At 68.2% G+C, this 25426-nt stretch carries 22 protein-coding genes; 14 read left to right on the top strand and 8 right to left on the bottom strand.

Features of this window, described 5'->3' with window-relative positions:
* Positions 1–88: 88 nt before the first annotated feature.
* Complete coding sequence (locus GR168_RS19795; RefSeq protein WP_159371506.1) at positions 89–1570, bottom strand: MFS transporter; 1482 nt, start codon at positions 1568–1570, stop codon at positions 89–91.
* Between the two features lie 93 nt (positions 1571–1663).
* Between GR168_RS19795 and GR168_RS19790 the strand changes: the two genes are divergently transcribed.
* Both GR168_RS19790 and GR168_RS19785 read left to right on the top strand, forming a co-directional pair.
* A complete protein-coding gene (locus GR168_RS19790) occupies positions 1664–2155 on the top strand; it encodes a MarR family transcriptional regulator (protein ID WP_159371505.1) in 492 nt (163 codons plus the stop codon).
* The gene (locus tag GR168_RS19785) at positions 2152–3021 is read left to right on the top strand and encodes an SDR family oxidoreductase (RefSeq protein ID WP_159371504.1); all 870 of its coding nucleotides are present in this window, start codon (positions 2152–2154) and stop codon (positions 3019–3021) included. Before GR168_RS19790 ends, GR168_RS19785 begins: the two co-directional genes overlap by 4 nt.
* On the opposite strand, the gene GR168_RS19780 is transcribed toward GR168_RS19785, so the two are convergent.
* Positions 3018–3890, bottom strand: coding sequence for a siderophore-interacting protein (locus GR168_RS19780; protein ID WP_058249747.1), 873 nt, complete (start codon positions 3888–3890; stop codon positions 3018–3020). The genes GR168_RS19785 and GR168_RS19780 overlap by 4 nt on opposite strands.
* Before the next feature lie 88 nt (positions 3891–3978).
* Here GR168_RS19780 and GR168_RS19775 point away from each other — a divergent pair, with 88 nt between their 5' ends.
* Positions 3979–5040 carry an enoyl-CoA hydratase/isomerase family protein gene (locus GR168_RS19775; protein ID WP_159371503.1) on the top strand — a complete coding sequence of 354 codons (1062 nt, stop codon included), beginning with the start codon at positions 3979–3981 and terminating at the stop codon, positions 5038–5040.
* Positions 5041–5110: 70 nt separating this feature from the next.
* The gene (locus GR168_RS19770; protein ID WP_058249749.1) at positions 5111–5887 is read left to right on the top strand and encodes an enoyl-CoA hydratase; all 777 of its coding nucleotides are present in this window, start codon (positions 5111–5113) and stop codon (positions 5885–5887) included.
* Between the two features lie 89 nt (positions 5888–5976).
* Here the strand turns inward: GR168_RS19770 and GR168_RS19765 are convergent, their stop codons facing one another.
* A complete protein-coding gene (locus GR168_RS19765) occupies positions 5977–6864 on the bottom strand; it encodes a LysR substrate-binding domain-containing protein (protein ID WP_159371502.1) in 888 nt (295 codons plus the stop codon).
* Between the two features lie 91 nt (positions 6865–6955).
* On the opposite strand from GR168_RS19765, the gene GR168_RS19760 reads away from it, so the two are divergent.
* Genes GR168_RS19760 through GR168_RS19745 form a run of 4 tightly spaced genes read left to right on the top strand, consistent with a single transcriptional unit; the run spans position 6956 to position 10458 of the window.
* Entirely contained in the window at positions 6956–8194 is a 1239-nt protein-coding gene (locus tag GR168_RS19760; RefSeq protein WP_159371501.1) for an acetyl-CoA C-acetyltransferase, read from the top strand.
* Positions 8191–8958, top strand: coding sequence for a 3-oxoadipate enol-lactonase (gene pcaD / locus GR168_RS19755; RefSeq protein WP_058249752.1), 768 nt, complete (start codon positions 8191–8193; stop codon positions 8956–8958). Before GR168_RS19760 ends, pcaD begins: the two co-directional genes overlap by 4 nt.
* The gene (locus GR168_RS19750) at positions 8955–9788 is read left to right on the top strand and encodes a CoA transferase subunit A (protein WP_058249753.1); all 834 of its coding nucleotides are present in this window, start codon (positions 8955–8957) and stop codon (positions 9786–9788) included. The genes pcaD and GR168_RS19750 overlap by 4 nt, the downstream gene beginning before the upstream one ends.
* Positions 9789–9798: 10 nt before the next feature.
* The gene (locus tag GR168_RS19745; RefSeq protein ID WP_159371500.1) at positions 9799–10458 is read left to right on the top strand and encodes a 3-oxoacid CoA-transferase subunit B; all 660 of its coding nucleotides are present in this window, start codon (positions 9799–9801) and stop codon (positions 10456–10458) included.
* 52 nt (positions 10459–10510) lie between these two features.
* On the opposite strand, the gene GR168_RS19740 is transcribed toward GR168_RS19745, so the two are convergent.
* Genes GR168_RS19740 through benA form a run of 4 tightly spaced genes read right to left on the bottom strand, consistent with a single transcriptional unit; the run spans position 10511 to position 18103 of the window.
* Complete coding sequence (locus tag GR168_RS19740) at positions 10511–13258, bottom strand: LuxR family transcriptional regulator (protein ID WP_159371499.1); 2748 nt, start codon at positions 13256–13258, stop codon at positions 10511–10513.
* A gap of 21 nt (positions 13259–13279) precedes the next feature.
* Entirely contained in the window at positions 13280–16105 is a 2826-nt protein-coding gene (gene benC / locus GR168_RS19735; protein WP_159371498.1) for a benzoate 1,2-dioxygenase electron transfer component BenC, read from the bottom strand.
* 9 nt (positions 16106–16114) lie between these two features.
* The gene (benB, locus tag GR168_RS19730; protein WP_159371497.1) at positions 16115–16672 is read right to left on the bottom strand and encodes a benzoate 1,2-dioxygenase small subunit; all 558 of its coding nucleotides are present in this window, start codon (positions 16670–16672) and stop codon (positions 16115–16117) included.
* 36 nt (positions 16673–16708) lie between these two features.
* Positions 16709–18103 (bottom strand): benzoate 1,2-dioxygenase large subunit, encoded by a 1395-nt coding sequence (benA, locus tag GR168_RS19725; RefSeq protein ID WP_159371496.1) that lies wholly within the window; start codon positions 18101–18103, stop codon positions 16709–16711.
* Positions 18104–18323: 220 nt separating this feature from the next.
* Here benA and GR168_RS19720 point away from each other — a divergent pair, with 220 nt between their 5' ends.
* The 5 genes from GR168_RS19720 (at position 18324) to GR168_RS19700 (ending at position 23242) form a co-directional block, all read left to right on the top strand.
* Positions 18324–19280 (top strand): LysR family transcriptional regulator, encoded by a 957-nt coding sequence (locus GR168_RS19720; protein ID WP_159371495.1) that lies wholly within the window; start codon positions 18324–18326, stop codon positions 19278–19280.
* The gene (locus GR168_RS19715) at positions 19277–20380 is read left to right on the top strand and encodes an enolase C-terminal domain-like protein (protein ID WP_159371494.1); all 1104 of its coding nucleotides are present in this window, start codon (positions 19277–19279) and stop codon (positions 20378–20380) included. Before GR168_RS19720 ends, GR168_RS19715 begins: the two co-directional genes overlap by 4 nt.
* 61 nt (positions 20381–20441) lie before the next feature.
* A complete protein-coding gene (catA, locus tag GR168_RS19710; RefSeq protein ID WP_159371493.1) occupies positions 20442–21308 on the top strand; it encodes a catechol 1,2-dioxygenase in 867 nt (288 codons plus the stop codon).
* Positions 21308–21589 carry a muconolactone Delta-isomerase gene (gene catC, locus GR168_RS19705; RefSeq protein ID WP_058249761.1) on the top strand — a complete coding sequence of 94 codons (282 nt, stop codon included), beginning with the start codon at positions 21308–21310 and terminating at the stop codon, positions 21587–21589. Before catA ends, catC begins: the two co-directional genes overlap by 1 nt.
* 414 nt (positions 21590–22003) lie before the next feature.
* Complete coding sequence (locus GR168_RS19700) at positions 22004–23242, top strand: IS110 family transposase (protein ID WP_137808541.1); 1239 nt, start codon at positions 22004–22006, stop codon at positions 23240–23242.
* 63 nt (positions 23243–23305) lie between these two features.
* Here GR168_RS19700 and GR168_RS19695 read toward each other — a convergent pair whose 3' ends face one another.
* Positions 23306–24475, bottom strand: a complete 1170-nt coding sequence (locus GR168_RS19695; protein ID WP_159371492.1) for a metallophosphoesterase — start codon at positions 24473–24475, stop codon at positions 23306–23308.
* A gap of 108 nt (positions 24476–24583) precedes the next feature.
* Between GR168_RS19695 and GR168_RS19690 the strand changes: the two genes are divergently transcribed.
* On the top strand, positions 24584–25426 hold the full coding sequence (locus tag GR168_RS19690; protein ID WP_058249763.1) for a sulfurtransferase: 843 nt from the start codon (positions 24584–24586) through the stop codon (positions 25424–25426).

Genomic DNA, 25426 nt, shown 5'->3' with positions numbered 1-25426 from the left:
CTCGCACCTCAGGGAGCAGTTGGTGGCTCGCTTCGCTCGCACTTCGAGGAGCAGTGGGCACGCGCCCTCTAACGAAGCGGTACCCCTGTCAGCCCCGAGCCGGAAGCGGTTGCTCCTCCGGCACATTCGACGATCCGCGACGCGAGGGGATGGTCAGTGTGATCGCCATGCCGACGAAGGCGGCAGCCGCGGCGACGAGGAAGCACCAGGTGAACGTCGACTCGTCGGGCACCTCGGTGCCGCCGAGCGAGATCGTGGCACTGGCCAGGATCAGTGCCATCACGGCGGAGGCGACGGTGGTGCCCAGCGAACGCATGAGTCCGTTGAGCCCCACGGCGGCACCGGCTTCGGTGGCCGGCACCGATCCCATGATCAGGGTCGGCATCGCCGCGTAGCCGACACCCACACCGATGGCACACACGATCGAGGCCAGCATCAGCTTCCAGGCCGCGTCCATGAGGAAGAAGGCGAGCAGGTAACCGCATCCCAGGATGGCCGCGCCGATGGCCAGGGTGATCTTGGCGCCGATCCGGTTGATGAGGATGCCCGAGATGGGCGCGAAGATCATCATCATCAGCCCGCCGGGCGCCATCCACAGCCCCGCGGCCAGAAGCGACTGTCCTAGACCATAACCGGTGGCCTCCGGGAGGCGCAGCAGCATCGGCAGCACGATGGACTGGGCCATCATGCCGAAGCCGATCGCCGCGGCGGCGATGTTGGTCAGCAGGACGGCGGGCCGTGCGGTGGTGCGCAGGTCGACGAGCGGCTCACGCTGTCGCAGTTCGAAGAATCCCCATCCGATCAACACCAGGATTCCGCCGATACCGAGTCCGAGTGTGGCGCCGGACGTCCAACCCCAGTCGTTCGCCTTCGAGACGGCGATGAGGAAGGCGGACAGTCCCACGGCCAACCCGATCGCGCCGGGGACGTCGATGCGGCCGCCCGCGGCGTCGTTCACGCGCGGGACCAGGACGAGGACCGCGACCGTGACGAGGACGCCGAGACCGGCTGCCACGTAGAACAGGGCGTGCCAATCCCAGGTCTGCACGATCCAGGCCGCCAGCGGTAGGCCGATCGCACCGCCGACGCCGAGCGTGGCACTCATTGCAGCGACGGCCATCGAGGTGATCCGGGGCGGAGTGATCTCTCGGATGAGGCTCATACCGACGGGGATGAATCCCATGGCCAGGCCCTGCACGCCGCGTCCGATGATCAGCGGGATGAGCGAATCGCCCAGCGCGCAGATCAGCGAACCGACGGTGAGCAGCACCGCGCTCACCAAGAGGACACGCTGCTTGCCGAACATGTCGCCGAGGCGTCCGGCGATCGGCATGGCCACGGCGGCGGCGAGCAGGGTCGCGGTGATGATCCACGATGCGTTGCCGATCGATGTCCCGAGAAGACGGGGCAGGTCGGGCTGGATCGGGATGATCAGCGTCTGCATCAGCGAGGCGACCAAGCCGCCGAAACACAGCACCACGACGCTGCCGATCGCGCCGGCGGGTGCCTTCTCGACGGCGTCGGACGCGTGGTCGGTCAGCTCGGGCGCGGAACCTCGTACTTGGCTCATGGGGGAGACCTCCTTCGAGGTATGCAGCATACATATGTAATGTACACATGCAAATCGGACAGTAGATTGTCCACGTCGACAGATGGAGGAGAGATGTCGGAGGATCATGCGCCCTGGCAGTCGCCGGTGCATCGTGACCTGGCGCAGGAGTTGCTGCGGATGTCACGGCGTCGCAGCCTGGTGCACCCCGCGGTCGGCCTGGAACGCTCGGCCTTCGCGATCCTCTGGATTCTCTCCGACGGTCGGCCGCGGACGTTGCGGGAGCTGACCGCCGACCTCCAGCTCGAGCAGTCGACGGTCAACCGGCAGGTCAACGCCGCCATCAAACACGGCTACGTCGAGCGGTTCGAGGTCGAGGACTCGTTGTCGAAGTTGATCCGCCCGACCGAGGCCGGGCGAGAGGCGTTCCGGCGCGACGGCCTGCTGCGTGCCGAACGGCTCGAGCAGGTCTTCGCCGATCTGGCCCCGGGCTCGCCGCAGGCCCTGCTCCACGAGCTGCGTGCCTTCAACGACGCCTACGAGCGGACCCAGCACCGGCACGGTGCGGCCGATGAATCCGAGCGCGGGAAAAGGGGATTGGCGTGACCTCGGCCGGCACATACGTGGTGACGGGCTCGGCGTCGGGGATGGGTGCGTCGGTGGCCGCCGCCTTGCGCGCGGACGGTCACACCGTGATCGGGGTCGATCAGCGCGATGCCGACGTCGTCGCCGATCTGTCGACACCCGATGGCCGACGCCGCGCGGCCGACGAGGTCCTCGCCCGATCCGGCGGGCAACTCGACGGGGCCGTGCTGGCCGCGGGCATGGGCCCCGCGGCCGGGCGGGAGCGGATGATCGTCGAGGTCAACGTGTTCGGGGTGACCGAGCTGCTGACCGCTTGGCGGCCCGCCCTGGCCGCCGCGGAGAAGGCGAAAGTGGTTGTGTTCGGGTCGAATTCGACGACGGTCACGCCGCTGGTCCCGAAATCCGCCATCCGACGCCTGCTGGGTGGCGACCCCGAGGGGGCCGTCCGGGTGATCCGACGCCGGCGCGGCGTCACGGGCCCGGTGGCTTATGCGTCGTCGAAGATCGCGGTCACGCAGTGGTGCCGCCTGCACGGGACGGAGACCGAGTGGGCCGGTGAGGGCATCCGGGTCAACGTCCTCGCTCCCGGGCCGGTCATGACGCCGCTGTTGCAGTCGCAACTCGACGGTCCGCAGGCCGGGCACGTGAAGTCGTTTCCGGTTCCGGTGCGCGAGTACGGAACTCCTGACCAGCTCGCCGCCTGGGTCATGCTGATGCTGTCGCCGGCGGCGGACTTCATGGCCGGCGCGGTCGTCACCGTCGACGGTGGAACCGACGCCTTGATGCGCGGACGGGACTGGCCGTCGCCGCTGCCAAAGCGGGTCATACCCCGGTTCCTGTGGACGATGTTTCGTGCCCCCGACAAGGGTATGGTCGCCGAGTACTAGAGGCCGGCCCGTTCGAGCGCCTCGTCGAACTCTTCCGACGCCTGCTTCTCGCTCTTGCCGTCGTCGAGCGCCTGGCGGTAGACGGCGAACAGTTCCGCGCCCCGCTCCACATAGGCCTGCGTCCATCGCTCGGCGTCGACGCGCCAGTAGCCGATGACGTCGTAGGACCGGCGGTCCCAGCGAAGATTGCCGCGCAGGTGCTTGCGGATCGCACGCGACTCCGCCGCCTCGCCGGCGAACCAGCAGTACGCGCCCGAGGTCGGCAGGGTGAGTCCGCAGACCGTGTCCGCGAGACGGCTCGGCGTGCGGGAGTTGCCGCCGACGAGCGTGATCAGCTCGACGTCGCGCTCGGGCAGATAGGCCAGTTCGGTCGGAGCGGGCACCTCGACCACGGCGGTGACACCGTCGGTCGACGGCAGTTCGTCGAGGATTCGGGCCAGGGCGGGGAGTCCGGCCAGATCGGCGGCGAGGATCAGGCGTTCGACGCCGGCGGGTGGTGCGTACCAGCACCGCGCGTGTGTCATCACCACGTCGTGCCCGGCTTCTGCGCGCTGGGCCCACAGTGTCGCGGGGCCGGCGGCATGGATGACGAAGTCGACGACCATGGTGCCGGCGGAGTGGTCGACCGACCGGATCGAGTAGTTCCGGCCGTCGGGCGCCGGGTCGGTGTCGTAATAGGCCCACGTGCCGTCGCGACATTCCATGTCCGGTGTGACACGCTCGGGGTCGTGTGGGAAGTAGATGCCCACGGCTTCGTCGGCTCCGCCGGGCAAGCCGAGTCCTGGCAGATCGTTCACGTCGAAGACGATGCGACGCAGATTGGGCGTCAGGTCGGCGACGTCGGCAACGCGTGCTCTGGAATAGCCCATGAGGTAACCCTAACCTGAGTCGGGCTGGACCCCGGTTACTAGGATATGCAACCATCGGAGAACTGTCGGTGTGGAGAGGAGTTCGCCCGTGTCGGAACCATCGGTCTTGACGGAGGAGAACGGGTCGGCGCGGTCGCTGATCCTGAACCGTCCGAAGTCCATCAACGCGATCGATCACGAGATGGTCGGCTTGATGGCCGAGCACCTCGCGGCCTGGGCCGCCGATGACGCGGTCGAGGCCGTCGTTCTCTCCGGCGCCGGTGAGCGGGGCCTCTGCGCCGGTGGCGACATCGTCGCCATCCATCGCGACGCGTCCGCGTTGAGCGGTGATCCCGAGTCGACCGATCGTGACGTCGAGCAGTCGCCGTCGGCGAAGTTCTGGTTCGACGAATACCGTCTGAACGCGCTGATCTCGGGCTATCCCAAGCCCTACGTCGCGATCATGGACGGCATCGTGATGGGCGGCGGGGTGGGGGTCTCCGCGCACGGCGACATCCGCATCGTCACCGACCGTACGAAACTCGCGATGCCCGAGGTGGGTATCGGCTTCGTGCCCGATGTCGGTGGTACGCATCTTCTTTCGCGCGTTCCGGACGGGCTCGGAACCTACGCCGGCCTCACCGCCGGTCACCTGCGCGGGGCCGACGCCATCGCGATGGGTCTGGCCGATCACTTCGTCCCGTCGGAGTCGCTGCCGGCGTTCCTCGCCGCCATCGGCGAGTCGGGAATCGAGGCGGCACTGTCCGCGCACGCCATCGACGCGCCGGCCTCCGAACTCGCCGAACATCGCGGATGGATCGCGGAAGCGTTTGCGGCCGATACGGTCTCGGAGATCATCGAACGATGCCGCGCGGTGGGCTCGCCCTTCGCGGACAAGACCGCCGACGCGATCGAGGCGAAGAGCCCGACTGCACTGGCCGTCACCCTGCGTTCGCTGCGCGAGGCAGCCGGCGACGCGACCCTGGAGGACACCCTGGTGCGCGAGTATCGCGTGTCGGTGCGTTGCCTGCTGCATCCCGACATGGCCGAGGGTATCCGCGCCCAGGTCATCGACAAGGACCGCGATCCGAAGTGGGCCACGTTCTCCGAGGACGCCGTCGACGCCTTCTTCGCGCCGCTGCCCGACGACCTCACGTTTCCGACCGCCTGACCGAGACCTTCCCCGGGTGGGGGTCAGCCCGTAACATCCCGCCCGTCATCGAACCGAAAGAGGACTCACCGTGACCGAACACCAGACCATCATCGTCGAGACCAGCGGCCGGGTGGGCATCATCACCCTCAACCGCCCCAAGGCGCTGAACGCCCTCAACACCGAGCTGATGAACGAAGTGGTCGGTGCCGTCCGGGAGTTCGACGTCGACCAGGGTATCGGCGCCATCGTGATCACCGGCTCCGAGAAGGCTTTCGCCGCGGGTGCCGACATCAAAGAGATGTCGTCGAAGTCCTACGCGGACGTGGTCAACGAGCAGTTCTTCGGTGCCTGGGATGAGCTGTCGCGGGCGCGTACGCCGATCATCGCGGCGGTCACCGGTTACGCCCTCGGCGGCGGCTGCGAGCTCGCGATGCTGTGCGACACCATCATCGCCGGTGACAACGCCGTCTTCGGTCAGCCCGAGATCAACCTCGGCGTCATCCCCGGGATCGGCGGCTCGCAGCGTCTCACCCGCGCCGTGGGCAAGGCCAAGGCGATGGACATGGTGCTGACCGGCCGCCAGATGAAGGTCGACGAGGCCGAACGCCTCGGCCTCGTCTCGCGCGTCGTTCCCAAGGAGGACTGCCGCGCCGCCGCCATCGAGGTCGCCGAGGTCATCGCCTCCAAGTCGCTGATCGCCTCCGCCGCCGCCAAGGACGCGGTCAATCGCGCCTTCGAGTCGAGCCTCGTCGAGGGTGTCCGCGCCGAGCGAGCGCTGTTCTACTCCACGTTCGCGACCGACGACCAGACCGAGGGCATGGCCGCCTTCGTCGAGAAGCGGGACCCGAACTTCACCCACCGCTGATCCGAGACATTCGCAAACCCACCGTTTTTCGGCATTTCCACCCCCTGTGTGGTGGGTGGATATACCGAAAAGGGGTGGGTTTGCGGCGTTCAGGAGAGGGTGCGCAACACCGCCAGGACCCGGTCGACGAGCGGGGACTGGCGCCCGTCGGGGAACGCGACGGCCAGTTCGACCTCGTCGTCGGTGTCGAGCGGGCGGTAAATGACGCCGGGTATTCCGAGCGCCGAGGTGGGTTCGGGGACCAGGGCGACTCCCACCCCCGCGGCGACGAGTGTCACCAGCGTCGACGTCTCCTCGACCTCGTGCCTTATGCGCGGGACGAATCCCGCGCGTCCGGCGGCCGCCGACAGGACCCCGTGCATGACCGACTTCCCGCTGCCCGCGTGCACGATGAAGTCGTCACCGCCCAACAGCGCGAGGTCGACGGGCGTATCCGATGCGCCGTGGGCGAGCGGATGATCGTGGGGCAGTGCCACGATGAGGCGGTCGCTGCGGATCGACTCGACCCGCAGTCCGGTGGTGTTGATGGGCATGCGCAGTAGGGCAAGGTCGATGTCCCCGGACTCGAGCGCGGCGATCTGGGCCGGTGCCAGCATCTCGCCGCGAACGTGGACGTCCACATCGGGCAGTTCGTCGCTCAGTGCGCGCACGAGCGCGGGCAACAGCGAGTAGGTGGCCGAACCCACGCACCCGATCGCGAGGTTGCCCTGCCGCCCGTCGGCGATCCGTTGCGCCTGCCGGGCGGCGGCGTCGACCGAGTCCAGGATCGCGACGGCTCGCTGCAGGTAATCCGCACCTGCCGGGGTCAGCTCGACACGACGCGTCGACCGGACCAGCAGTGCGACACCGAGCTCGTCCTCCAGCTGGCGGATCTGCTGAGACAGCGGTGGCTGGGCCATGTGGAGCCGCTCGGCGGCCCGGCCGAAGTGCAGCTCCTCGGCGACGGCGCGAAAGTAGCGCAGGTGTCGCAGTTCCATGGAGTCAGTCTAGAGCGTTGATATCTGCTCCATATCAAATGCCGAGATACGGATACTTCTGCATATCGCTGCGGGTTCCTAGGGTGGACTCATGGCTTCTCTCATCACGGACGCGGGTACCGACATCGTCGTCTGTTCGCCCCTGCGTACCCCGGTCGGGCGCATGGGCGGGGCGCTGTCGACCGTGCCCGTCACCCGCCTGGCCACCGACCTCCTTCGCGACCTCGTCCGACGCACCGGACTCGGGGAGGGTGATGTCGACGACGTGATCCTCGGGCAGGGCTATACCAACGGTGAGTCGCCGGCGCTCGGTCGCATCGCGGCTCTGGACGCCGGTCTCGGAGTCGGCGTACCCGGAATGCAGATCGACCGTCGCTGCGGTTCCGGGTTACAGGCGATCCTGACCGGGGCGTCGATGGTCGCGACCGGCGGTGCGCGCCTCGTCGTCGCCGGTGGCGCCGAGTCGATGTCGACCGTCGAGCACTACGCGCTGGGTCTTCGGTCGGGAATCAAGCAGGGTGGCGTGGAACTCCGCGATCGCCTCGACCGCGGGCGTCTGACCGCGGGCGGCGAGTCACACCCGGTTCCGGGCGGGATGATCGAGACCGCCGAGAATCTTCGTGCGCGGTACGGCATCTCGCGGACCGAGCAGGACGAGTTCGCGGCCCGATCCCACGAACGGGCGATCGCGGCGCACGACAGCGGCCGCTTCACCAGCGAGTTGGTGCCCGTCACCATCCCGGGCCGACGCGGCCGTACGGACACCGTCGTCGACCGCGATGAGCACCCGCGAGCGGACGCGACTGCGGAATCGCTTGCAGCGCTGCGTCCCATCAGGCTCAAGATCGACGCCGAGTCGACGGTCACGGCCGGAAACGCCTCGGGCCAGAACGACGGTGCGGCCATGGCCGTGGTCACCACGCGCGCCGAGGCGGAGCGGCGCGGACTCGAACCCCTTCTCGCCCTGCGTTCGTGGGCCGTCACCGGTTGCGAGCCCGAGGTGATGGGAATCGGCCCCGTCGGTGCCACCGCCGCCGCACTGGACCGCGCAGGGCTCACTCTGGACGAGATCGACCTCATCGAACTCAACGAGGCCTTCGCCGCTCAGGTGCTCGCCTGCCTGGCGGAGTGGAAGGTCGACCCGACCGATGAACGACTGAACCCCAACGGGTCCGGGATCTCGCTGGGTCATCCCATCGGAGCCACCGGCGCCCGCATCCTCGCCACCGCGGCCTACGAGGCGCGCCGGCGCGACGCGCGATTCGTCCTGGAGACGATGTGCATCGGCGGCGGACAGGGACTCGCCGCGATCTTCGAGGCGACCCGATGAGCGCGCAGGTCCACGCCGTCGTCACCGGACGTCCCGACGGACCGGCGGTCGTACTGTCCAACTCGCTGGGTTCGACGCATCGGATGTGGGATTCGCAGGTCGCCGCGCTCGAAGAGCGATTCCGCGTGGTGCGCTATGACACCCGGGGGCACGGCGATTCGCCGGTGCCGCCGGGGCCGTACTCGATCGATGAGCTGGCCGACGACGTCATCGCGCTGCTGGACCGCTTCGACATCGAACGAGCACACCTCGTCGGGCTGTCGCTCGGCGGGATGACCATGATGCGCGTCGCCGCACGCAATCCCGAACGAGTGGATCGGCTGGCCCTGCTGTGCACGGCGGCGTATCTGCCACCGGCGCAGGGCTGGACAGACCGTGCCGCACTCGTGCGCGCCGACGGCACCTCGGCGGTCGCCGCGGCCGTGGTCCAGCGGTGGTTCACTCCTGGCTACCTCGCCGCGAACACCGAAGCCCGACAACAGTTCGAGGCCATGGTCGCCGCCACTCCTGCGGAGGGATACGCGGCCTGCTGCGAGGCGATCGCCGCCATGGATCAGCGATCCGACCTGTCGTCGATCATCGCGCCCACACTGGCGATCGCCGGTGCCGACGACCCGGCCACCCCGTCGGATCTGTTGCGCGACATCGTCGATGCCGTGCCGAACGGCCGCCTGCTGGTGGTCCCGGACTCGGCCCACCTGGCCAACGCGCAACAAGCCGACACCATCACTCCCGCACTCATCGAACATCTGGAGCAGCAATGAGCACTCGCGACAGTGCCGCCACGGAGACGGTCGTCGACCGGCCCGGCGGCCCGATCAAACTCTCGGCGTCGGCCGCCGATGCGGTTGCCGACATCCCCGACGGTGCGAGCATCGCGGTCGGCGGCTTCGGGCTGGCCGGGATCCCGGGCTTCCTGATCGACGCGCTCCTCGAGCAGGGCGCGGCGAACCTGACCATCGTCTCCAACAACTGCGGGGCCGACGGCGCCGGCCTGGGGCTGCTGCTGGAGGCCCGCCGTATCGACCGGGTGGTCGCGTCCTACATCGGCGAGAACAAGGAGTTCGGCCGCCAGTTCCTGTCCGGCGAGGTCACCGTCGAACTCACGCCTCAGGGCACCCTCGCCGAACGCATGCGCGCCGGCGGAAGCGGGATCGGGGCGTTCTTCACCCCCACCGGCGTCGGTACGCTCGTCGCCGAGGGCGGGCTGCCCTGGCGCTACCATTCCGACGGCACCATCGCGGAGGCGTCGCCGCCCAAGGAGGTGCGGACCTTCCACGGTCGGGAGATGGTCCTCGAGGAGTCGATCGTCACCGACTACGCACTCATCCGGGCAGCGGTCGTCGACACTGACGGCAACTGCCGATTCCACGCTGCCGCACGTAATTTCAATCCGCCGGCGGCGATGGCCGGGCGCATCACCATCGTCGAGGCGGAGAAGGTGGTCGAGGTCGGCGAGCTCGGACCCGACGAGATCCACCTGCCCGGCATCTTCGTGCAGCGGATCGTCGAACTCGCCCCGGAGCAGGTCGCGCGCAAGGGGATCGAGAAGCGCACCGTCCGTGAACGTCCCACCGCATCGCCGTCAGCCTAGGAGTGTCGACATGACCTGGACCCGTACCGAGATGGCCGCCCGCGCCGCCCGCGAACTCGCCCCCGGTGACTACGTCAACCTGGGAATCGGTCTGCCCACCATGATTCCCGACCTCATGCCGGACAACTCCGGCGTCCACCTGCACGCCGAGAACGGCATCCTCGGCGTCGGACCGTTTCCCTACGACGACGAGGTCGACCCCGACCTCATCAACGCCGGCAAACAGACCGTGTCGGTGCTGCCCGGGGCGTCGTACTTCGATTCGGCCACGAGCTTTGCGATGATCCGCGGCGGCCACGTCGACGTCGCGGTCCTCGGTGGCATGCAAGTCGCGATGAACGGCGACCTGGCCAACTGGATGGTCCCGGGTGCCCTCGTCAAGGGCATCGGTGGCGCCATGGACCTCGTCAACGGCGCCGGCCGGGTCATCGTGCTGATGGACCACGTCACCAAGAAGGGTGACCCGAAGCTGCTCGAGGGCTGCGCGCTGCCGCTGACCGGCCGCGGCGTGGTGAGTCGCGTGATCACCGACCTCGGTGTGTTCGACGTCGCCGGAACGGGATTCGACGTCGTCGAGTTCGCCCCGGGCGTGGACCTGGGGATGGTCGAGGACCGGACCGGTGCGCCGGTCACCGACCGCACCGCCGCCTACGCGACGGCCGGAGCATAGATCGCCTGCAGGTACACACGCACGGTCGACGGAGTCTGACGCACGGTCGACGTCACCGGCGGGTGGCTGCGAGTTCGGCGCGGGACCGCACACCGAGCTTTGCGTAGATCCGGGTCAGGTGGTACTGCACCGTCTTCGGTGAGATGTAGAGCTCGGCCGCCACCTCCCGGTTCGACAGGCCGCGCGCGACAAGGGCGGTCACTGCCTCCTCCTGCGGAGTGAGTTCGGCGGTACCCTTTGTGGCGGTGTGGTTCTCACCACGCGACGTCGCGAGACCGCCCGCCTTCAGTTCGCGTTCACAGCGTTCGACGTAGGTGGTCGCGCCGAGTGACAGATACAGGTCGCGGGCAGTCCCGATGACGGCGTCGGCGACCCGGCGCTTGCCCGCACGTCGCAACGTCTGGCCGTAGGCGAAGTTCACCCGCGCCTGGTCGTAGCGCAGGCCGAGACCGTCGAGGAGTTCGATGCCCTCCTCGAAGGTGCGTCGTGCTCCGTGGATGTCACCGGTCGCACCGAGGTGGCGGCCGCGTGCGTACTTCATCCGGGCTGCCGACGACCGGTGGCCCCGTTCGGCGGACCGGATCTCGTAGCGTCGCAGCAGATCGTCGGCGGCCTCATGCCGTCCCTCGAGGACCAGTGCGTTGGCGAGGACGTCGACCCACGGCCACAGGCCCGGCTCGGACAGGGCCGGGACGGACTCGGCCATCGCGACGAGCGGCGTCAGTATTCGCCGGACCTTGCCGTAGTCGGCTGCGGCCTCCGCCAGCTGGGCCCGGGCCAGCAGGTCGGGTATCCGCATGATCTCGTAGTCGCCGATGGAGGTGCTGCTCTGCGCGATACTTCCATGCGCGTCCTCCCAGTTCCCGCGCAGCGAATAGATCTGGCTCGCAGTCCAGTTGAGCAGGGGCGTGGTGAGCGCGATGCCGCTGTTGCGGGCGAGCGCGCGACCGGTCTCGACGCCACGCAGGGCTTCGTCCCAGTCGCCGGTGAGGAACTGGACCCGGGCGAGCCAGGCCAGCGCCCACAACGTGATCCGGGTGGAGCCACCGAGCTGCGCCATCGACACGGCGGTCTCGAGATCGGTACGCGCAGCGTCGATCTCGTCGAGGCCGAGCTCGAGCCAACCTCGGCCCATGATTGCGCGTTGCGCCTGCGCGCCGTATCGAACCCGTTCCGACACCGTCTCGTACTCGGCGCGTGCGGCATCCGGGTGTCCCGACCACGCCAGTCCCAGCCCGCGTATGACGGCGGCCTCCACCCGGGCAGCCGACCCGGCGTCGGCCATCGCGTTCGCGCGATCGGCCCAGTCGACCAGTTCGGTGCCCTGGCATCGGACCAGATTGTGCAGGACGAAACGCTGCGCGATCAGGGCGGCGACATCGGGCTCGCGCTCGACGTTGACGATCGCCCACGCCCGGTCGAGACGCAGCTGTGCCTCCGCCGACCGGCCCCGCAGGATGGCGAGGTACGCCAGGGTCGCATTGCGCAGCGGTGTCTCGCGCAGGCTTTCCACGGTCGGTACGAGGGCGCCGGCACCGGTGCAGTCGCCCGCGGCGAGAAGCGAATCGACCGCGAGCGTCACCCGTGTGTCGCGCTGCAACGGATCGGGGGTGAGGCGGCCCGCCTGCCGGTACAGCCCGGCGGCCTCGGCCCACGCACCGTCGGCGCCGCGGGCGCGTGCCAGATCGTTGAGGGCGTCGGCGAGGGCGGCGTCGACGGTCGAGGTGGCCGCGACGCGGTGATGGAGCTGTCGGGCAGGGTCGTCGACGAGGTCCGCGGCCCGACGGTGGGCGTCGCCCACGGTCTTCATGCCGAGGACCTCGAGGACGGCGGCCCGCACCAGGGGTCCGGCGAGACGCGGTTGCGCCTCCGCGGGTGTCAACGCCCTGTCGTCCGTCACCAGACCGGTTGCCTGCGCGTCGTCGATCGCGGCCAGGGGGTCGGTGATCCCGGCGAGTGCGACTGCAGTGGCGAGAGGCTCGGCGGGGTCGAGGATCGCGAGCGCTTCGATGAGCGCGCGAGCCGAGGTGCCGTTGTCCGGCAATCGTTTCCGCACCATCGCGACGACGTGGGCCGGCGCAGGCAGTCCCACGCCGGTGCGGGACCAGGTGCCTGGCGGGACCTCGTCGAGCAGGGCCACGATGTCGCGGGGATTCCCGCCGGTGTGCCGGGCCAGTTCCTCCCGCATCGCCGGGTGCAGCACGATGCCGCGCTGCGCGGCGAGGTCGGCAGTACCCGTTGGGTCCAGGCCGTCGAGTCGTAGCTCGTCGAGTCGTAGCTCGTCGAGTGCGTTGCCGACGAGCCGGGCGCCCGGCCGAGACATGGTGACGACGACCAGGATTCGGCGATCCCGGTGCTCGCGGGTGAGAGTGACCAACGCCTGCAGTGACTCCTCGTCGGCGAGGTCGGCGTCGTCGACGGCGATGAGTCCGGCGGTGTCGCCGGGCACCTCGGTCGATGACTCTGCAGGAGTGGTGACCGCTGCGAGTAGTGCGTCGAGCAGGTCGTCCGGGGTCGGGTCGGCAGCGGTCGCGGGTGTGGCGTCGGGCCGGTCCTGTACCAGCTGCCGGATGAGTGCGCCGGGCGTGTGCGCTCGCCACGGTGAGACCGCGGCCCACAACGTGGAACCGGTTGTCGGAGCGGACAGTCGCCGCCGGACCAGGTGCCTCAGCAGCGTCGACTTGCCGATTCCGGGATCTCCCGTGACGGCCAGAAAACCCGACTCCGACACGGCGTCGAGCCGCGAGAAGAGCAATTCGATCTCGCGGTCGCGGCCGACGCACCCGCCGGTGACCATCATCGGTCCATACTAGTCAGCAGCTCAACCCTGATCGCCGCCGGCGACGGGCAGCACGGTCCCGGTGATGTACGACGCCTCGTCGGAAGCGAGGAAGCAGATGGCGGCCGCCTGCTCGTCGAGGGTGCCGTACCGGTGCAGCGACGACGACGCGATCGTCTGGTCGATGTGGGCCTGATACCACTGTGACTCGATCTCGTTGCGCGGCTCCGGTGTACCGCGTGAGATCCGACGCGGCGGTGCCTCGGTGCCTCCCGGCGCCGTGGCGACCACTCGGATGCCGTCGTCGGCGTACTCCATCGCCAGTGACGCGGTCAACGCGTTCACCGCACCCTTCGCCGCCGAGTACGGGATCCGGTGAATGCCTCGCGTCGCCGCCGAGGAGACATTGACGATCACCCCGCCCCCGGCGCGTGTCATCGACGGCAGAACCGCCCGGCACGCGTACAGCGTCGTCATCAGCGACCGGTCGATCTCGGCCCGGATCTGCTCCTCGGTGAACTCGACGAACGGTTTGAAGTTGATGGCGCCGCCCACGTTGTTGATCAGCACATCCACCCGACCGTACGTGGACAACGCCTGCCGGATCACCGACTCGGCGCCGCCGAAACCCTCCAGATCGGCGATGGCGGCTGCCGCGCCGGGACCGTTCGCTTCGAGATCGCGGGCCACCTCGGCGACCAGTTCCGATCGGTCGGCGAGGACGACCTTGCCGCCCTCGGCGCTGATTCGCCGGGCGGTCTGCTCGCCGATCCCCTGCGCGGCACCGGTGATGACGACGACCTTGCCGGCGAACCGGCCCGGGGTGACGAAACGCGGTCGACGCGAGACCAATTCGTCGGCCATCGCTCTGCGCATGGTCTGCTTCGACCGGTCGGCATGTGCGGTGATCAGTGCTCGTGCCGCGTCGTGGTCCCCGGCCTCGAACGCCGAGACGATATCGATGTGGTCCTGCGCGCACAACGGGTGACACCAGGTCGCGTTCCGTAGCACCTCACTCATGCGGCCCTTGACGCCGAGCGCCTTGTAGGCCTCGAGCAGGTGATCGTTACCGGTCTGGGCGAAGAGGTAGTCGTGGAACGCGGCGTTGGTCTCGGTGTACTCCGCGGCATCGACGAAGCGATCACCGTCCACGTACGGCACCGTGGCGTCGGCGAGCAGACGGTAACCGGCCAGCTGTTGCGTGGACAAGCGCCCGAACGTCAGCTCGAGGGCGCCCAGTTCCAGGGCGGCCCGGGCCTCGAACAGGGCGTCCGACTCGTGGATCGCCGGATGCTCCTCGCCGATCTGGTAGCCCTGCGAACCGACGACTGCCGGTCCCGCCACGGTGTCCCCGACGGTGGGCGTTTCGGTCGCCACCGCGGGAACCGCTTCGTGCAGCGGTTCCAGGCTCGACGGCGCGAACACCTCCTGCCCGGCGATCGACCGTGCCGGACCCGCCGGATGCGACGCCGTCGGTCGCAGCAACCCCGCATCGGAGTCCAGTCCGCGGTCATCGGACTCGCTGTGCCACATCGGCTGTCCCGCGATGCGGGTCAGCGAGTCGTCGGCGGCTACGACCGGCCGGGTGCCCGACCACGATGCGAGATCGGCGGCCGGGAGGGTCTGCTGACCGGCGATCGACCGGGCGTCGGACGCCACGATGATCGGGTCGTCGGCGTCCGGCGCGGGCGCCGGTCTCGCCTCCGGCGTCGCCACCGGGGCGGCTTCGTCGCTGAGCGCCTCGGTCTTCTGGACCGTGCCGGTCTCGGCACCGGCCTCCGGACGCGCCGCGAGCGCGAACTTCTCGTAGTAGAAGCCCGTCGGCGCGATGCCGGCCTGGGCGACGTGCTTGCGGACCGACTCCACCATCGGCGGCGGACCGCACAGGTAGATCGCGACATCCCCGTCGTAGAGGTGGGCCGGCTCGATCAGGCTCATCACGTAGCCCTTGTTGACCGCGGAACTGGCCGGGTCCGAGACACAGTGGTCCCACGTCAGACCGGGCAGCTGCTCGGCGAAGAACTCGATCTCGTCGAGGGCGACCAGATCAATGTCGGTGGACACCCCGTAGATGAGGTGGACCTTGCGACGGCTGTTGTCGGCGTGCAGCTTCCGCAACATCGACAAGATCGGCGCGAGGCCGGTGCCGCCGGCGAGCAGCAGCACGGGGCGGGTGGCCTCGCGCAGGAAGAACGATCCGTGCGGACCGGTGAACGCGATCTCCTCGCCGCGCGCGGCGCGGTCGGTCAGGTAGGTCGACATCGCGCCGCCGGGACTCAGCTTGATGAGGAAGATGAGACGGTCCTCGTGCGGGCCGTTGGCAAACGAGTACGACCGGGTCACCGGGGTGCCCTCGCCGTCGTCGCTGCCGGGGATCTCGATGTTGACGTACTGTCCGGGCAGGAACGCCAGCTCCCCGCGGTTCTCGATCCGAACCTCGAGACGCATGGTCGAGTCCGAGAGCCGATCGAGTTCGACGATTGTGCCGGTGAATCGGGACGCCTGGGTCTTGGCGACATCGGAGGTCGCCGGGATCTGCAGCACGAGATCGGACTTGGGCTTCATGCAACAGGGGAGCGCATAGCCCGCGGCGGACTCGTCGTCGGAGAGCGCGTCCTCGATGTATTCCCCTCCGTCGAAATCGCCGGACTCGCAGAACGACTTACACGTTCCACAGGCCCCGTCGCGGCAGTCCAGCGGGATGTTGATCCGCTGACGGTAGGAGGCGTCGGCGACGGTCTGATCCTCGCGGCACGAGATGAACCGTGTGACACCGTCTTCGAAGGACAGCGCCACCTGATGGATGGTGGCCTCGCCGTCGGGGGCTCGCAGATCGGCGCCGACGCCGTTGTCGGTGGTGACAGTCATGGACGGGTCCTAGAAGTGGTAGATGTCCACCACGTGGTGGATGTAGTCGTTCTTCAGCACGATCGTCTTGCGCCGGATCAGCGGCTGCTCGCCGGAGAAGTCGATCGTGCAGAAGGAGGTCCTGTAGTACGGGTCGACCGTGTTGTACCGGAAATACATGGTGTGCCAGTTGAACCGGACGTCGACGAGATCACCGCGCCGTTCGATGACCTCGACGTTGCCGATGTTGTGGCTCGTCCGGGGTTCGGGCAGTGAGGTCGCCGACGACCGCTCGGTGCGGATGCGGAAGACCCGGTCCTCGAGGCCGCCCTTGTTGCCGTAGTAGATGAGCGAGATCTCGCGGTGCGGGTTCTCGGTGAGACGATCACGGTCGTCCCAGGCCGGCATCCAATACACGACGTCGTCGGCGTAGCAGTCGAGCCACTTCTCGAACTCGCGGTCGTCGAGGTAGCGGGCCTCGCGGTACAGGAACTGCTCGATCATGTTCTGGGTGATGAGCTTTCCGCCGGTGGATATGCCCGACCCGGCGGGATCGGCAGCGGCGGAATTGGTCTCAGCGGTAGTCATGGTGCTCTCCTTCAGGGCGGTGGGCTGGGCGGCGGTCTATTGGGGTTGGGCCGCTGCTTGTCTGGCAGCCGCCGCTTCCTTCGCGGCAGCTGCGCGCATCCGCTCGAGCCAGTAACCGTGCTGGACCGGGTAGAGCCCCTCGTCCTCGTTCTTGACGCCGGCCGAGATGACCCCGGTCATGCCCAGCGATTCGGCGACGGGATCGGGACCGGTGAGCCAGTGCTCGGCACCGCGGCTCATGTCGTTCCACGGCGCGGCTTGCGCCCGGAACGTGAGCTGGCACGACCGGAACTCCTCGAGGTCGTCGGGAGTCGCCATTCCGGACGCATTGAAGAAGTCCTCGTACTGGCGGATGCGGTGAGCCCGCGCGGAGTCGCTCTCACCCTTGGGCGCGATGCAGTAGATCGTCACCTCGGTCTTGTCCGGCGCGATCGGACGGAAGTGGCGGATCTGCGTCGAGAACTGGTCCATCAGATAGACATTCGGGTACAAACACAGGTTGCGCGACCCCTTCACCATGAACTCGCCCTTGGCGTCGCCGTGGATCTCCTTGAGCTCGTCCATCTTGTCCCACAGCGGCCGGTCCTGAGGGTTGGCGGCCCAGGTCCACAGGCACAGGTGGCCGTTCGGGTACGACCAGTAGCCGCCCCCGGACTTGCCCCACCCGCCGGCGTCGAGCGCCTTGGTGTCGTTCGTCGACTCGCCGGTGCCGCGTCGCGATGTGGTGGCCGCGTAATTCCAGTGGGTGGCGGTGACGTGGTAACCGTCGGCGCCGTTCTCCGCCTGCACCTTCCAGTTGCCGTCGTAGGTGTAGGTCGACGCGCCGCGGAGCACCTCGAGGCCGTCCGGCGACTGGTCGACCAGCATGTCGATGATCAGTCGGGTGTCGCCGAGATGCTCCCCTAGCGAGGCGACGTCCTCGTTGAGGCTGCCGAACAGGAAGCCGCGGTAACTGTCGAAGCGGGCGACCTTGGTCAGGTTGTGCGAGCCGTCGACGTCGAAGGTGTCGGGGTAACCGGCCCCATCGGGATCCTTGACCTTCAGAAGGGTCCCGTCGTTGCGGAACGTCCAACCGTGGAACGGGCAGGTCAGGGTCATCCGGTTGTCGGTCTTGCGCCGGCAGATCATCGCGCCGCGGTGCGCACAGGCGTTGATCAGGCAGTGCAACTCGCCGTTCTTGTCGCGGGTGATGACGACGGGCTGCCGGCCGATGTAGGTGGTGAAGTAGTCGCCAGGTTCGGGGACCTGGCTCTCGTGTGCGAGATAGATCCAGTTGCCCTCGAAGATGTGCTTCATCTCCAACTCGAAGATGTCCTCATCGGTGAAGATCCGCCGGTTGGCGCGGTAGACACCGGCGTCTCGGTCGTCGACGACCGCGTCGTCGAGGACCGAGTTCACATGATTCAAGTGTTCCGATACGGACGCGGTCATGGTCGTAAACCTCCAGGAAGTGGGCTGCTCTCTGCACTGTGGCAGCACGTGGTGGCGATCACACCCGGGTAATTGCCAGTCCTGGCCAAGCAGTCTATTGATCAATGGCGTCAATCAATTGCCGCAATTTGTGTCTTTGTCATGTATGGATCGACGCTCTACCGTGAGACGTGTCCGCGGTCACAACCGCGGTGTCGATCAGTACGAGACGAGGCGGGTCATGGAGCTACGGCACTTGCGGTACTTCGCCGCCGTGGCCGACACCTGTCATTTCGGGCAGGCAGCGGAGTCGTTGCACGTGGCACAGCCCGCGCTGTCGTACGCAATCCGCCAGCTCGAGGCCGAGCTCGACGTCACCCTGTTCACGCGGACCACCCGTCAGGTGTCGCTCACCCCGGCCGGGCAGTACCTCAGGGCCCAGGCCGAGCGAATTCTCGCCGGCGTGGACGAAGCCGTGGACGGCGTGCGTCGGATCGCCGCCGGCCGCAGCGGCCTCGTCCGGGTCGGTATCACCGGTATTGCCGCGTTCTCCCATCTGCCGCGCATCGCGCGGGTCGTCAAGCGGGAGTTGCCCGATGTGGATCTTCGTATCCAGTCCGACATGCTCACGCCGGGCCAGTGCGACGCCCTGCGCGCCGGCACCCTCGACCTCGGGATCCTGCGCCCGCCGGCGATCGGGGAGCACATCGACACGACGGTCATCGATGTCGAGCCGATGGTTCTCGCGGTGTCGGTCGATCACCGACTGGCCGCCGAGCCCGTGGTCTCCGTCGCCGACCTCCGCCACGAGCCGTTCGTGCTGTACGACAGCCGGGACTCGGCCGTCAACGACGCCGCGATACGGACATGTCGCGCAGCGGGTTTCGTTCCCCACCGGGCGCACCAGGCGCCGGGTACCGCGGTGCTGCTGGCCCTGGTCGCCGCCGGGCTGGGGGTCGCCCTGCTCCCGGCCTCGGTGCGGTCACTTCCGCTCGACGGTTTGGTGGTGCGCGACCTCGTCGATGCCGACACCGTCGAGGTGGCACTCGCCTGGCGATCGGGTTCCGACGACCCGGTCGTCACCGCGGTCGCCGACGTCATCGCCGATTCCGCCGCCGCACAGTCGCGCGACACCCAGCTTGCCGACCACCGTTCCGTGAGGACCCGACTGGGTGCTCGATCTGGAGAGAAACCGTGAAAATCACCGCTGTGGAGGCGATTCCGTTCGCCATCCCGTACGTGAAGCCGCTGAGGTTCGCCTCCGGCGAGGTGCACGCCGCGACCCACGTGCTGGTCCGGGTGCACACCGACGCCGGCGTGGTCGGCGTCGCCGAGGCGCCGCCCCGCCCGTTCACCTACGGCGAGACCCAGGACGGCATCATCGCCGTGATCGAGGGCATCTTCGCGCCCGCGGTCGTCGGCCTGACCTTGCTCGAGCGTGAGGTGGTCGCCGCCCGGATGGCTCGCACGGTCGGCAACCCGGCCGCGAAATCCGCTGTGGACATGGCGATCTGGGATGCGTTGGGCAAGGTGCTGGGACTCCCGGTCGGCGACATGCTCGGCGGCTACACCGACCGGATGCGCGTCAGTCACATGCTCGGGTTCGCCGAGCCGGCCGCGATGGTCGCCGAAGCCGAGAAGATGGTCGACACCTACGGGATCCGCACCTTCAAGGTGAAGGTCGGACGTCACCCGGCATCCCTCGACACCGCGGTCGTCCGCGCGCTCCGCGAGCGGTTCGGCGGCGACGTCGAACTCTACGTCGACGGCAATCGGGGTTGGACCGCAGCCGAGTCGGCGCGAGCCATGCGGGAGATGGCCGACCTCGATCTGCTGTTCGCCGAAGAGCTCTGCGACGCAGCCGATGTGCTCGGTCGCCGGTGGCTGGTCGAACAGCTGCCGGTGCCGTTCATCGCCGACGAATCGGTGCCCACGCCGGCCGACGTCACCCGCGAGATCCTCGGCCGGTCGGCGACCGCCGTCAGCATCAAGACCGCGCGGTCGGGTTTCACCACCTCACGCCGCACGCATCACCTCGCCGAGGGGTTGGGCGTCCCGGTCGTCATGGGCAACCAGATCGACGGACAGATCGGGACGGCGTGCACGCTCGCCTTCGGCAGCGCCTTCGAGCTGACCTCGCGCTACGCGGGTGAGCTGTCGAACTTCCTGGACATGAGCGACGACCTGCTGACCGAGCCGTTGCAAATCCGCGATGGCCACCTGCACCGTTCGACCGCGCCGGGCATCGGTTTCGAGATCGATCCGGTCAAGCTCGACCGCTATCGCACCGACAACTAGACCCGCACGCCCACAACACGTCTCGTGGCAGCCCCGCGAACCCAGTAGCAAGGAGAAGAACATGACCACCACCGAGCATCCCCAGGAAGTCGCCACCGCCGCGGCGTCCGGCGCCTCCGCCACCGAGCGGTTCCACGCGGACAAGTCTCCGTTGGAGGCAGTGAAGGACACTGCGCCGGAACGTGTCTCGACCCTCATCAACGAGGTCCTCGCGGGCGTGCACGAGGTGATCCGGAAGCACAAGGTGACCTACGACGAGTACAACGCGCTCAAGGCGTGGCTCATCAACGTCGGTGAGGACGGCGAGTGGCCGCTGTTCCTCGACGTCTGGGTGGAGCACGTCGTCGAGGACGTCGCGACCTCGCATCGTCAGGGCAACAAGGGCAGCATCGAAGGCCCGTACTACGTCCCGGACGCTCCGGAACTCGGCGCCAAGGGCACTCTGCCCATGCGGGACAACGAGCCCGGCGATCCGTTGGTGTGGACCGGTCAGGTCCGGTCGTGCGACGGCACCGCCCTCGCCGGCGCCACTGTCGAACTCTGGCACGCCGACGACGACGGCTTCTACTCGCAGTTCGCGCCGGGAATCCCGGAGTGGAATCTGCGCGGCACCTTCACCGCCGATGACGAGGGCCGTTTCGAGATCACCACCATCCGGCCCGCGCCGTACATGATCCCGACCGATGGCTCGTGCGGGAAGATGATCTCCGCGGCGGGCTGGCATCCGTGGCGTCCCGCGCACCTGCACCTCAAGGTCTCGGCGCCGGGCCACGAGCAGCTCACCGCACAGCTGTACTTCCCGGGCGACCCGCACAACGACGACGACGTCGCCAGCGCCGTCAAACCCGAACTGGTGCTCGACCCGCAGGACGACGGCAAGGGCGGCTTCACCGTCTCCTACGACTTCGTGCTGGACCCGGCGAAGTAATGCTGTTCCACGTGCGGATGGACGTCTCCATTCCCGACGACCTCGACCCCGACCTGCGGGCCGACACGGTCGCACGGGAGAAGGCGTACTCGCAGGATCTACAACGCGCCGGCAAGTGGCCGCACATCTGGCGGATCGTCGGGGAGTACTCCAACTACTCGATCTTCGACGTCGAGTCGAACGACGAACTGCACACCCTGCTGTCAGGTCTGCCGCTGTTCCCGTACATGCGGATCAAGGTCACCCCACTGGCGACCCATCCTTCCGATATCAACGGCTGAGCCGCTGCTCCTCGAGAGCGAGCCCCATCCTGCTCCCTGAGGTGCGAGCGAAGCGAGCCTCGAAGGGCCGGCGAGTCAACTCACCAGCCCTTCGAGGCTCGTCGCTTTCGCTCCTCGCACCTCAGGGGGCAGGGGGTGTTGCTTTCGCTCCTCGCACCTCAGTATCTGCGGCCTGGCGGCCGTCGTGGGGGTCGAAGAGTTCGTGCTGGTCACCGGCGCGTGGGGGGTTGATAGTGGAGGGGTGGGATGCGGTGACCTTGAATTCCTCCCTTGTGCCGAAGAGCCAGTACCTCAGTGTGAGGCGCGGGGCCTGCCACGGGAATCGTGGATTGTTGCTACGAGCACGCGGATTAGACTCCTGCATTTGTTTGCCCCGTCCGCAGCCCACTTCCGAGGACTCGAAAGGAAACCGAGATGGAAGTGCTGCATCCCCGATGCGCCGGGATGGATGTCTCCAAAAAGGATGTGAAAGTCTGTGTCCGCCTGGCTAGTCCGGGCCGAAAGACCGTGCAAGATACCACGACCTGGTCGTCGATGAGCGGCGACATTCTGCGGCTGCGGGACTATCTGATCGCCGAGCAGGTGACGTGTGTGGTCATGGAAGCCACCGGCGACTACTGGAAACCGTTCTACTACCTCCTCGAAGACGCCCCGTTCGAGGTGATGCTGGTCAACGCCCACGACGCCAAGAACCTCCCGGGCCGCAAAACCGATGTGTCGGATGCGGCGTGGCTGGCGCAGCTGGCCGCCCACGGGCTGTTGCGGGCCTCGTTCGTGCCGCCCGAACCGATCCGACGGTTACGCGATCTGACCCGCACCCGCACCGCGATCACCCGCGAACGCGGCCGCGAGATTCAACGGTTGGAGAAAGTCCTCGAAGACGCCGGCATCAAACTGTCGGTGGTGGTCTCCGATATCAACGGGGTCTCGTCACGATTCATGTTGCAGGCGCTGGTCAAGGGTGAACGCGATCCCGCCGTGTTGGCGGAGTTGTCGGTGAAACAACTCCGCCGCAAAATCCCCGCGTTGACCCAGGCGTTGCAGGGCCGCTTCACCGACCACCACGCGTTCCTGGTCGAGTTGCATCTGGATTTCATCACCGAACACACCACCCGGATCGACGCGTTGACCGAGCGCATCGAGAAGGTGATGGCGCCGTTTCAAGCCAAACGCGACCTGATCTGCACGATCCCGGGTATCTCCACCACCACCGCCGATGTGATCATCGCCGAGACCGGCGGCCAGATGGCCCAGTTCCCCACACCAGGCCATTTGGCCTCGTGGGCGGGAGTCTGCCCCGGCCAGCACCAATCCGCCGGACGGGTCAAAAACGTCAAAACCCGCCCCGGTAACCGTCACCTCAAAGGTGCTCTCGGGGCTACAGCGTTATCGATCGCCAGCCACAAAGGCACGTTCCTCAACGCCAAGTACCGGCGCCTGGTCCGCTCTCGCGGCAAACCCAAAGCGATCGTCGCCCTCGAGCACACCCTGCTCACCGTGGTCTGGATCATGCTCACCGACAACGTCGTCTACGACGAACCCGGCCCCGACTACCACCAGCAACGCCACCCCGAACGCACCAAGAACCGCGCCATTTACGACCTACACAAACTCGGATACGACGTCACCATCACACCCCACGGAGCGGCCTGAGCAGCCACCTCACCTAACTCTTCGGATTAGGGGGCAGGGGGTGTTCCTTTCGCTCCTCGCGCCTCAGGAGGCGGGCGGCGCCGATCGCAGGGTGAGCATCGTGATCTCCGGCGGCGTCAGGACACGGACCGGTGGGCCCCAGGCGCCGGCGCCGCGAGTGGTGTAGATCGTGGTGTTCCCGATCTGGTCCAGCCCGGTGATCGTCGGCTGCTGGGCACGGACGAGGTAGCGGATAGGCCAGAGCTGGCCGCCGTGCGTGTGCCCGGACAGCTGGAGGTCGACACCCAGATCGGATGCCTCGACGGCCTGCTTGGGCTGGTGGGCGAGGAGCAGGGTGAAGTCGTCGGGAGACGTTCCCGCCAACGCCGCCGGGAGGTCGGGCTCGTACGGTTCGGGGGCGGTGGCGTCGTGGACGCCGGCGAGTGTGATGGTCGCGCCGTCGACCTCGATGGGCGCTCGTGCGTTGCGCAGCGTGCGCACGCCGAATTCCTCCCAGACGTCGAGCCACCGGCCACCGTCGTCGGCGTAGTACTCGTGGTTGCCGCTCACACCGAAGACCCCGAGAGGCGCATCCAGATCCGCGAGGGGTTCGAGGGTGTCGCGGACGTTCGGGATGGTGCCGTCGGTGAGGTCGCCGACGAGGACGACGAGATCCGGCTCCTGCTCGTTGACGTCGTCGACGACGCGCTGGGTGAACGACGCGTCACGGGCCGGGCCGACGTGCAGGTCGGAGATCACCGCGATGCGCGTTCCGTCGAACTGCGGCGGCAGGCTCGCGAACGTGGCGTCGACGTCGACGACCTGGGGGCGAGATGCTTCCCACACCCCGTAGCCGGTGACCCCGAGCGCGACCACCACGACCGCGGCCGTGGCGACCCGGAGCTTGCTGAGCCGACGGGCCGCGAGCGAGGGGTTGTCCTGCACTCCGGATCGACGTCGCCGGATCCAGCGGACGATGTGTGCGGCGAACGACACGAGGCCCACCACCGCGAGGCCGAGGAACAGGTAGAAGACGGCGGCGAGCCAGATCAGCCCGATCGTGCCGATGGGCCGCGCCCACGACGGGTCGAGCACCCGTCCGGTGGCGAAGCCGATGAGGGCGAGCGCCCACAGGACGACCAGCGCCACGTCGGCGATGATCGACCAGGGGCGCGGCATCGCGGTCGCGCGGACGATGCGCCGATGCAGCCAGAACGTGATGAGTCCGAAGACGACGGCAGGAAACAACGCCACGGGATGGACTCCTGAGGGTGGTGACGGCAGGGCGACGGAGGGCCAGGTGCCCGGTCATGGGCGGATTGCCCCATTCTGCCATCGGTTCGCGTTGGTACCCTCGCCGCCATGGCCGAGGTCCTCATCACCCCGCTCGAGCTGGCCGAGATGCTGCTGGCGACTCCGCCGATCCTGCTGGACGTGCGCTGGCAGCTGGGCGACTTCGATGGTCGGCACGCCTATCGCGAGGGTCACATCCCCGGTGCGGTCTACGTCGACCTCGACTCCGAACTGGCGGCCCCGCCCTCCGGGCCGGTCGGCGGCAGGCATCCGCTGCCCGACGTCGCCGACCTCCAGGAGGCGGCCCGGCGATGGGGGATCGACGACGCCGTCCCGGTGGTGGTCTACGACGACTCCGGCAACCTCGCGGCCGCGCGCGCCTGGTGGCTGCTGCGGTGGGCGGGTGTCGCCGACGTGCGACTTCTCGACGGCGGCCTCGCGGCGTGGCGTGCCGAAGGCCTGCGCACGACGACGGGCGACGGCGGTCGGCCGCGAGCGGGCAACGTGACCCTGAGCCCCGGACACCTGCCGGTCGCGACCATGGACAGCGTCGCGGCCGGGCCGGCACACCTGCTCGACGCCCGGGCCGCCGAACGCTATCGCGGCGACGTCGAACCGGTCGATCCGCGCGCCGGCCACATCCCCGGGGCGATCAGTGTCCCGACGGCGGACAACGTCGACACCTCCGGCCGCTTCCGTCCGGCGGAGGAGCTACGACGCCGGTTCGCAGATGTCGGTATCGACGGCGGGGCCGGCTCCGATGTCGTCGTCTACTGCGGTTCCGGGATCAATGCCGCGCACCAGATCGCGGCGCTCGCCGTCACGGGGATCGACGCCACGCTGTTCCCCGGTTCGTTCTCGCAGTGGTCGTCGGACCCGGAACGGCCGGTCGCCGAGGGCGACCGGCCCTGA

Origin of the sequence: Gordonia sp. JH63, assembly GCF_009856645.1 — a bacterium.
GTDB lineage: Bacteria > Actinomycetota > Actinomycetes > Mycobacteriales > Mycobacteriaceae > Gordonia > Gordonia hongkongensis.
This window is presented reverse-complemented; position numbering and strand designations above follow the sequence as displayed.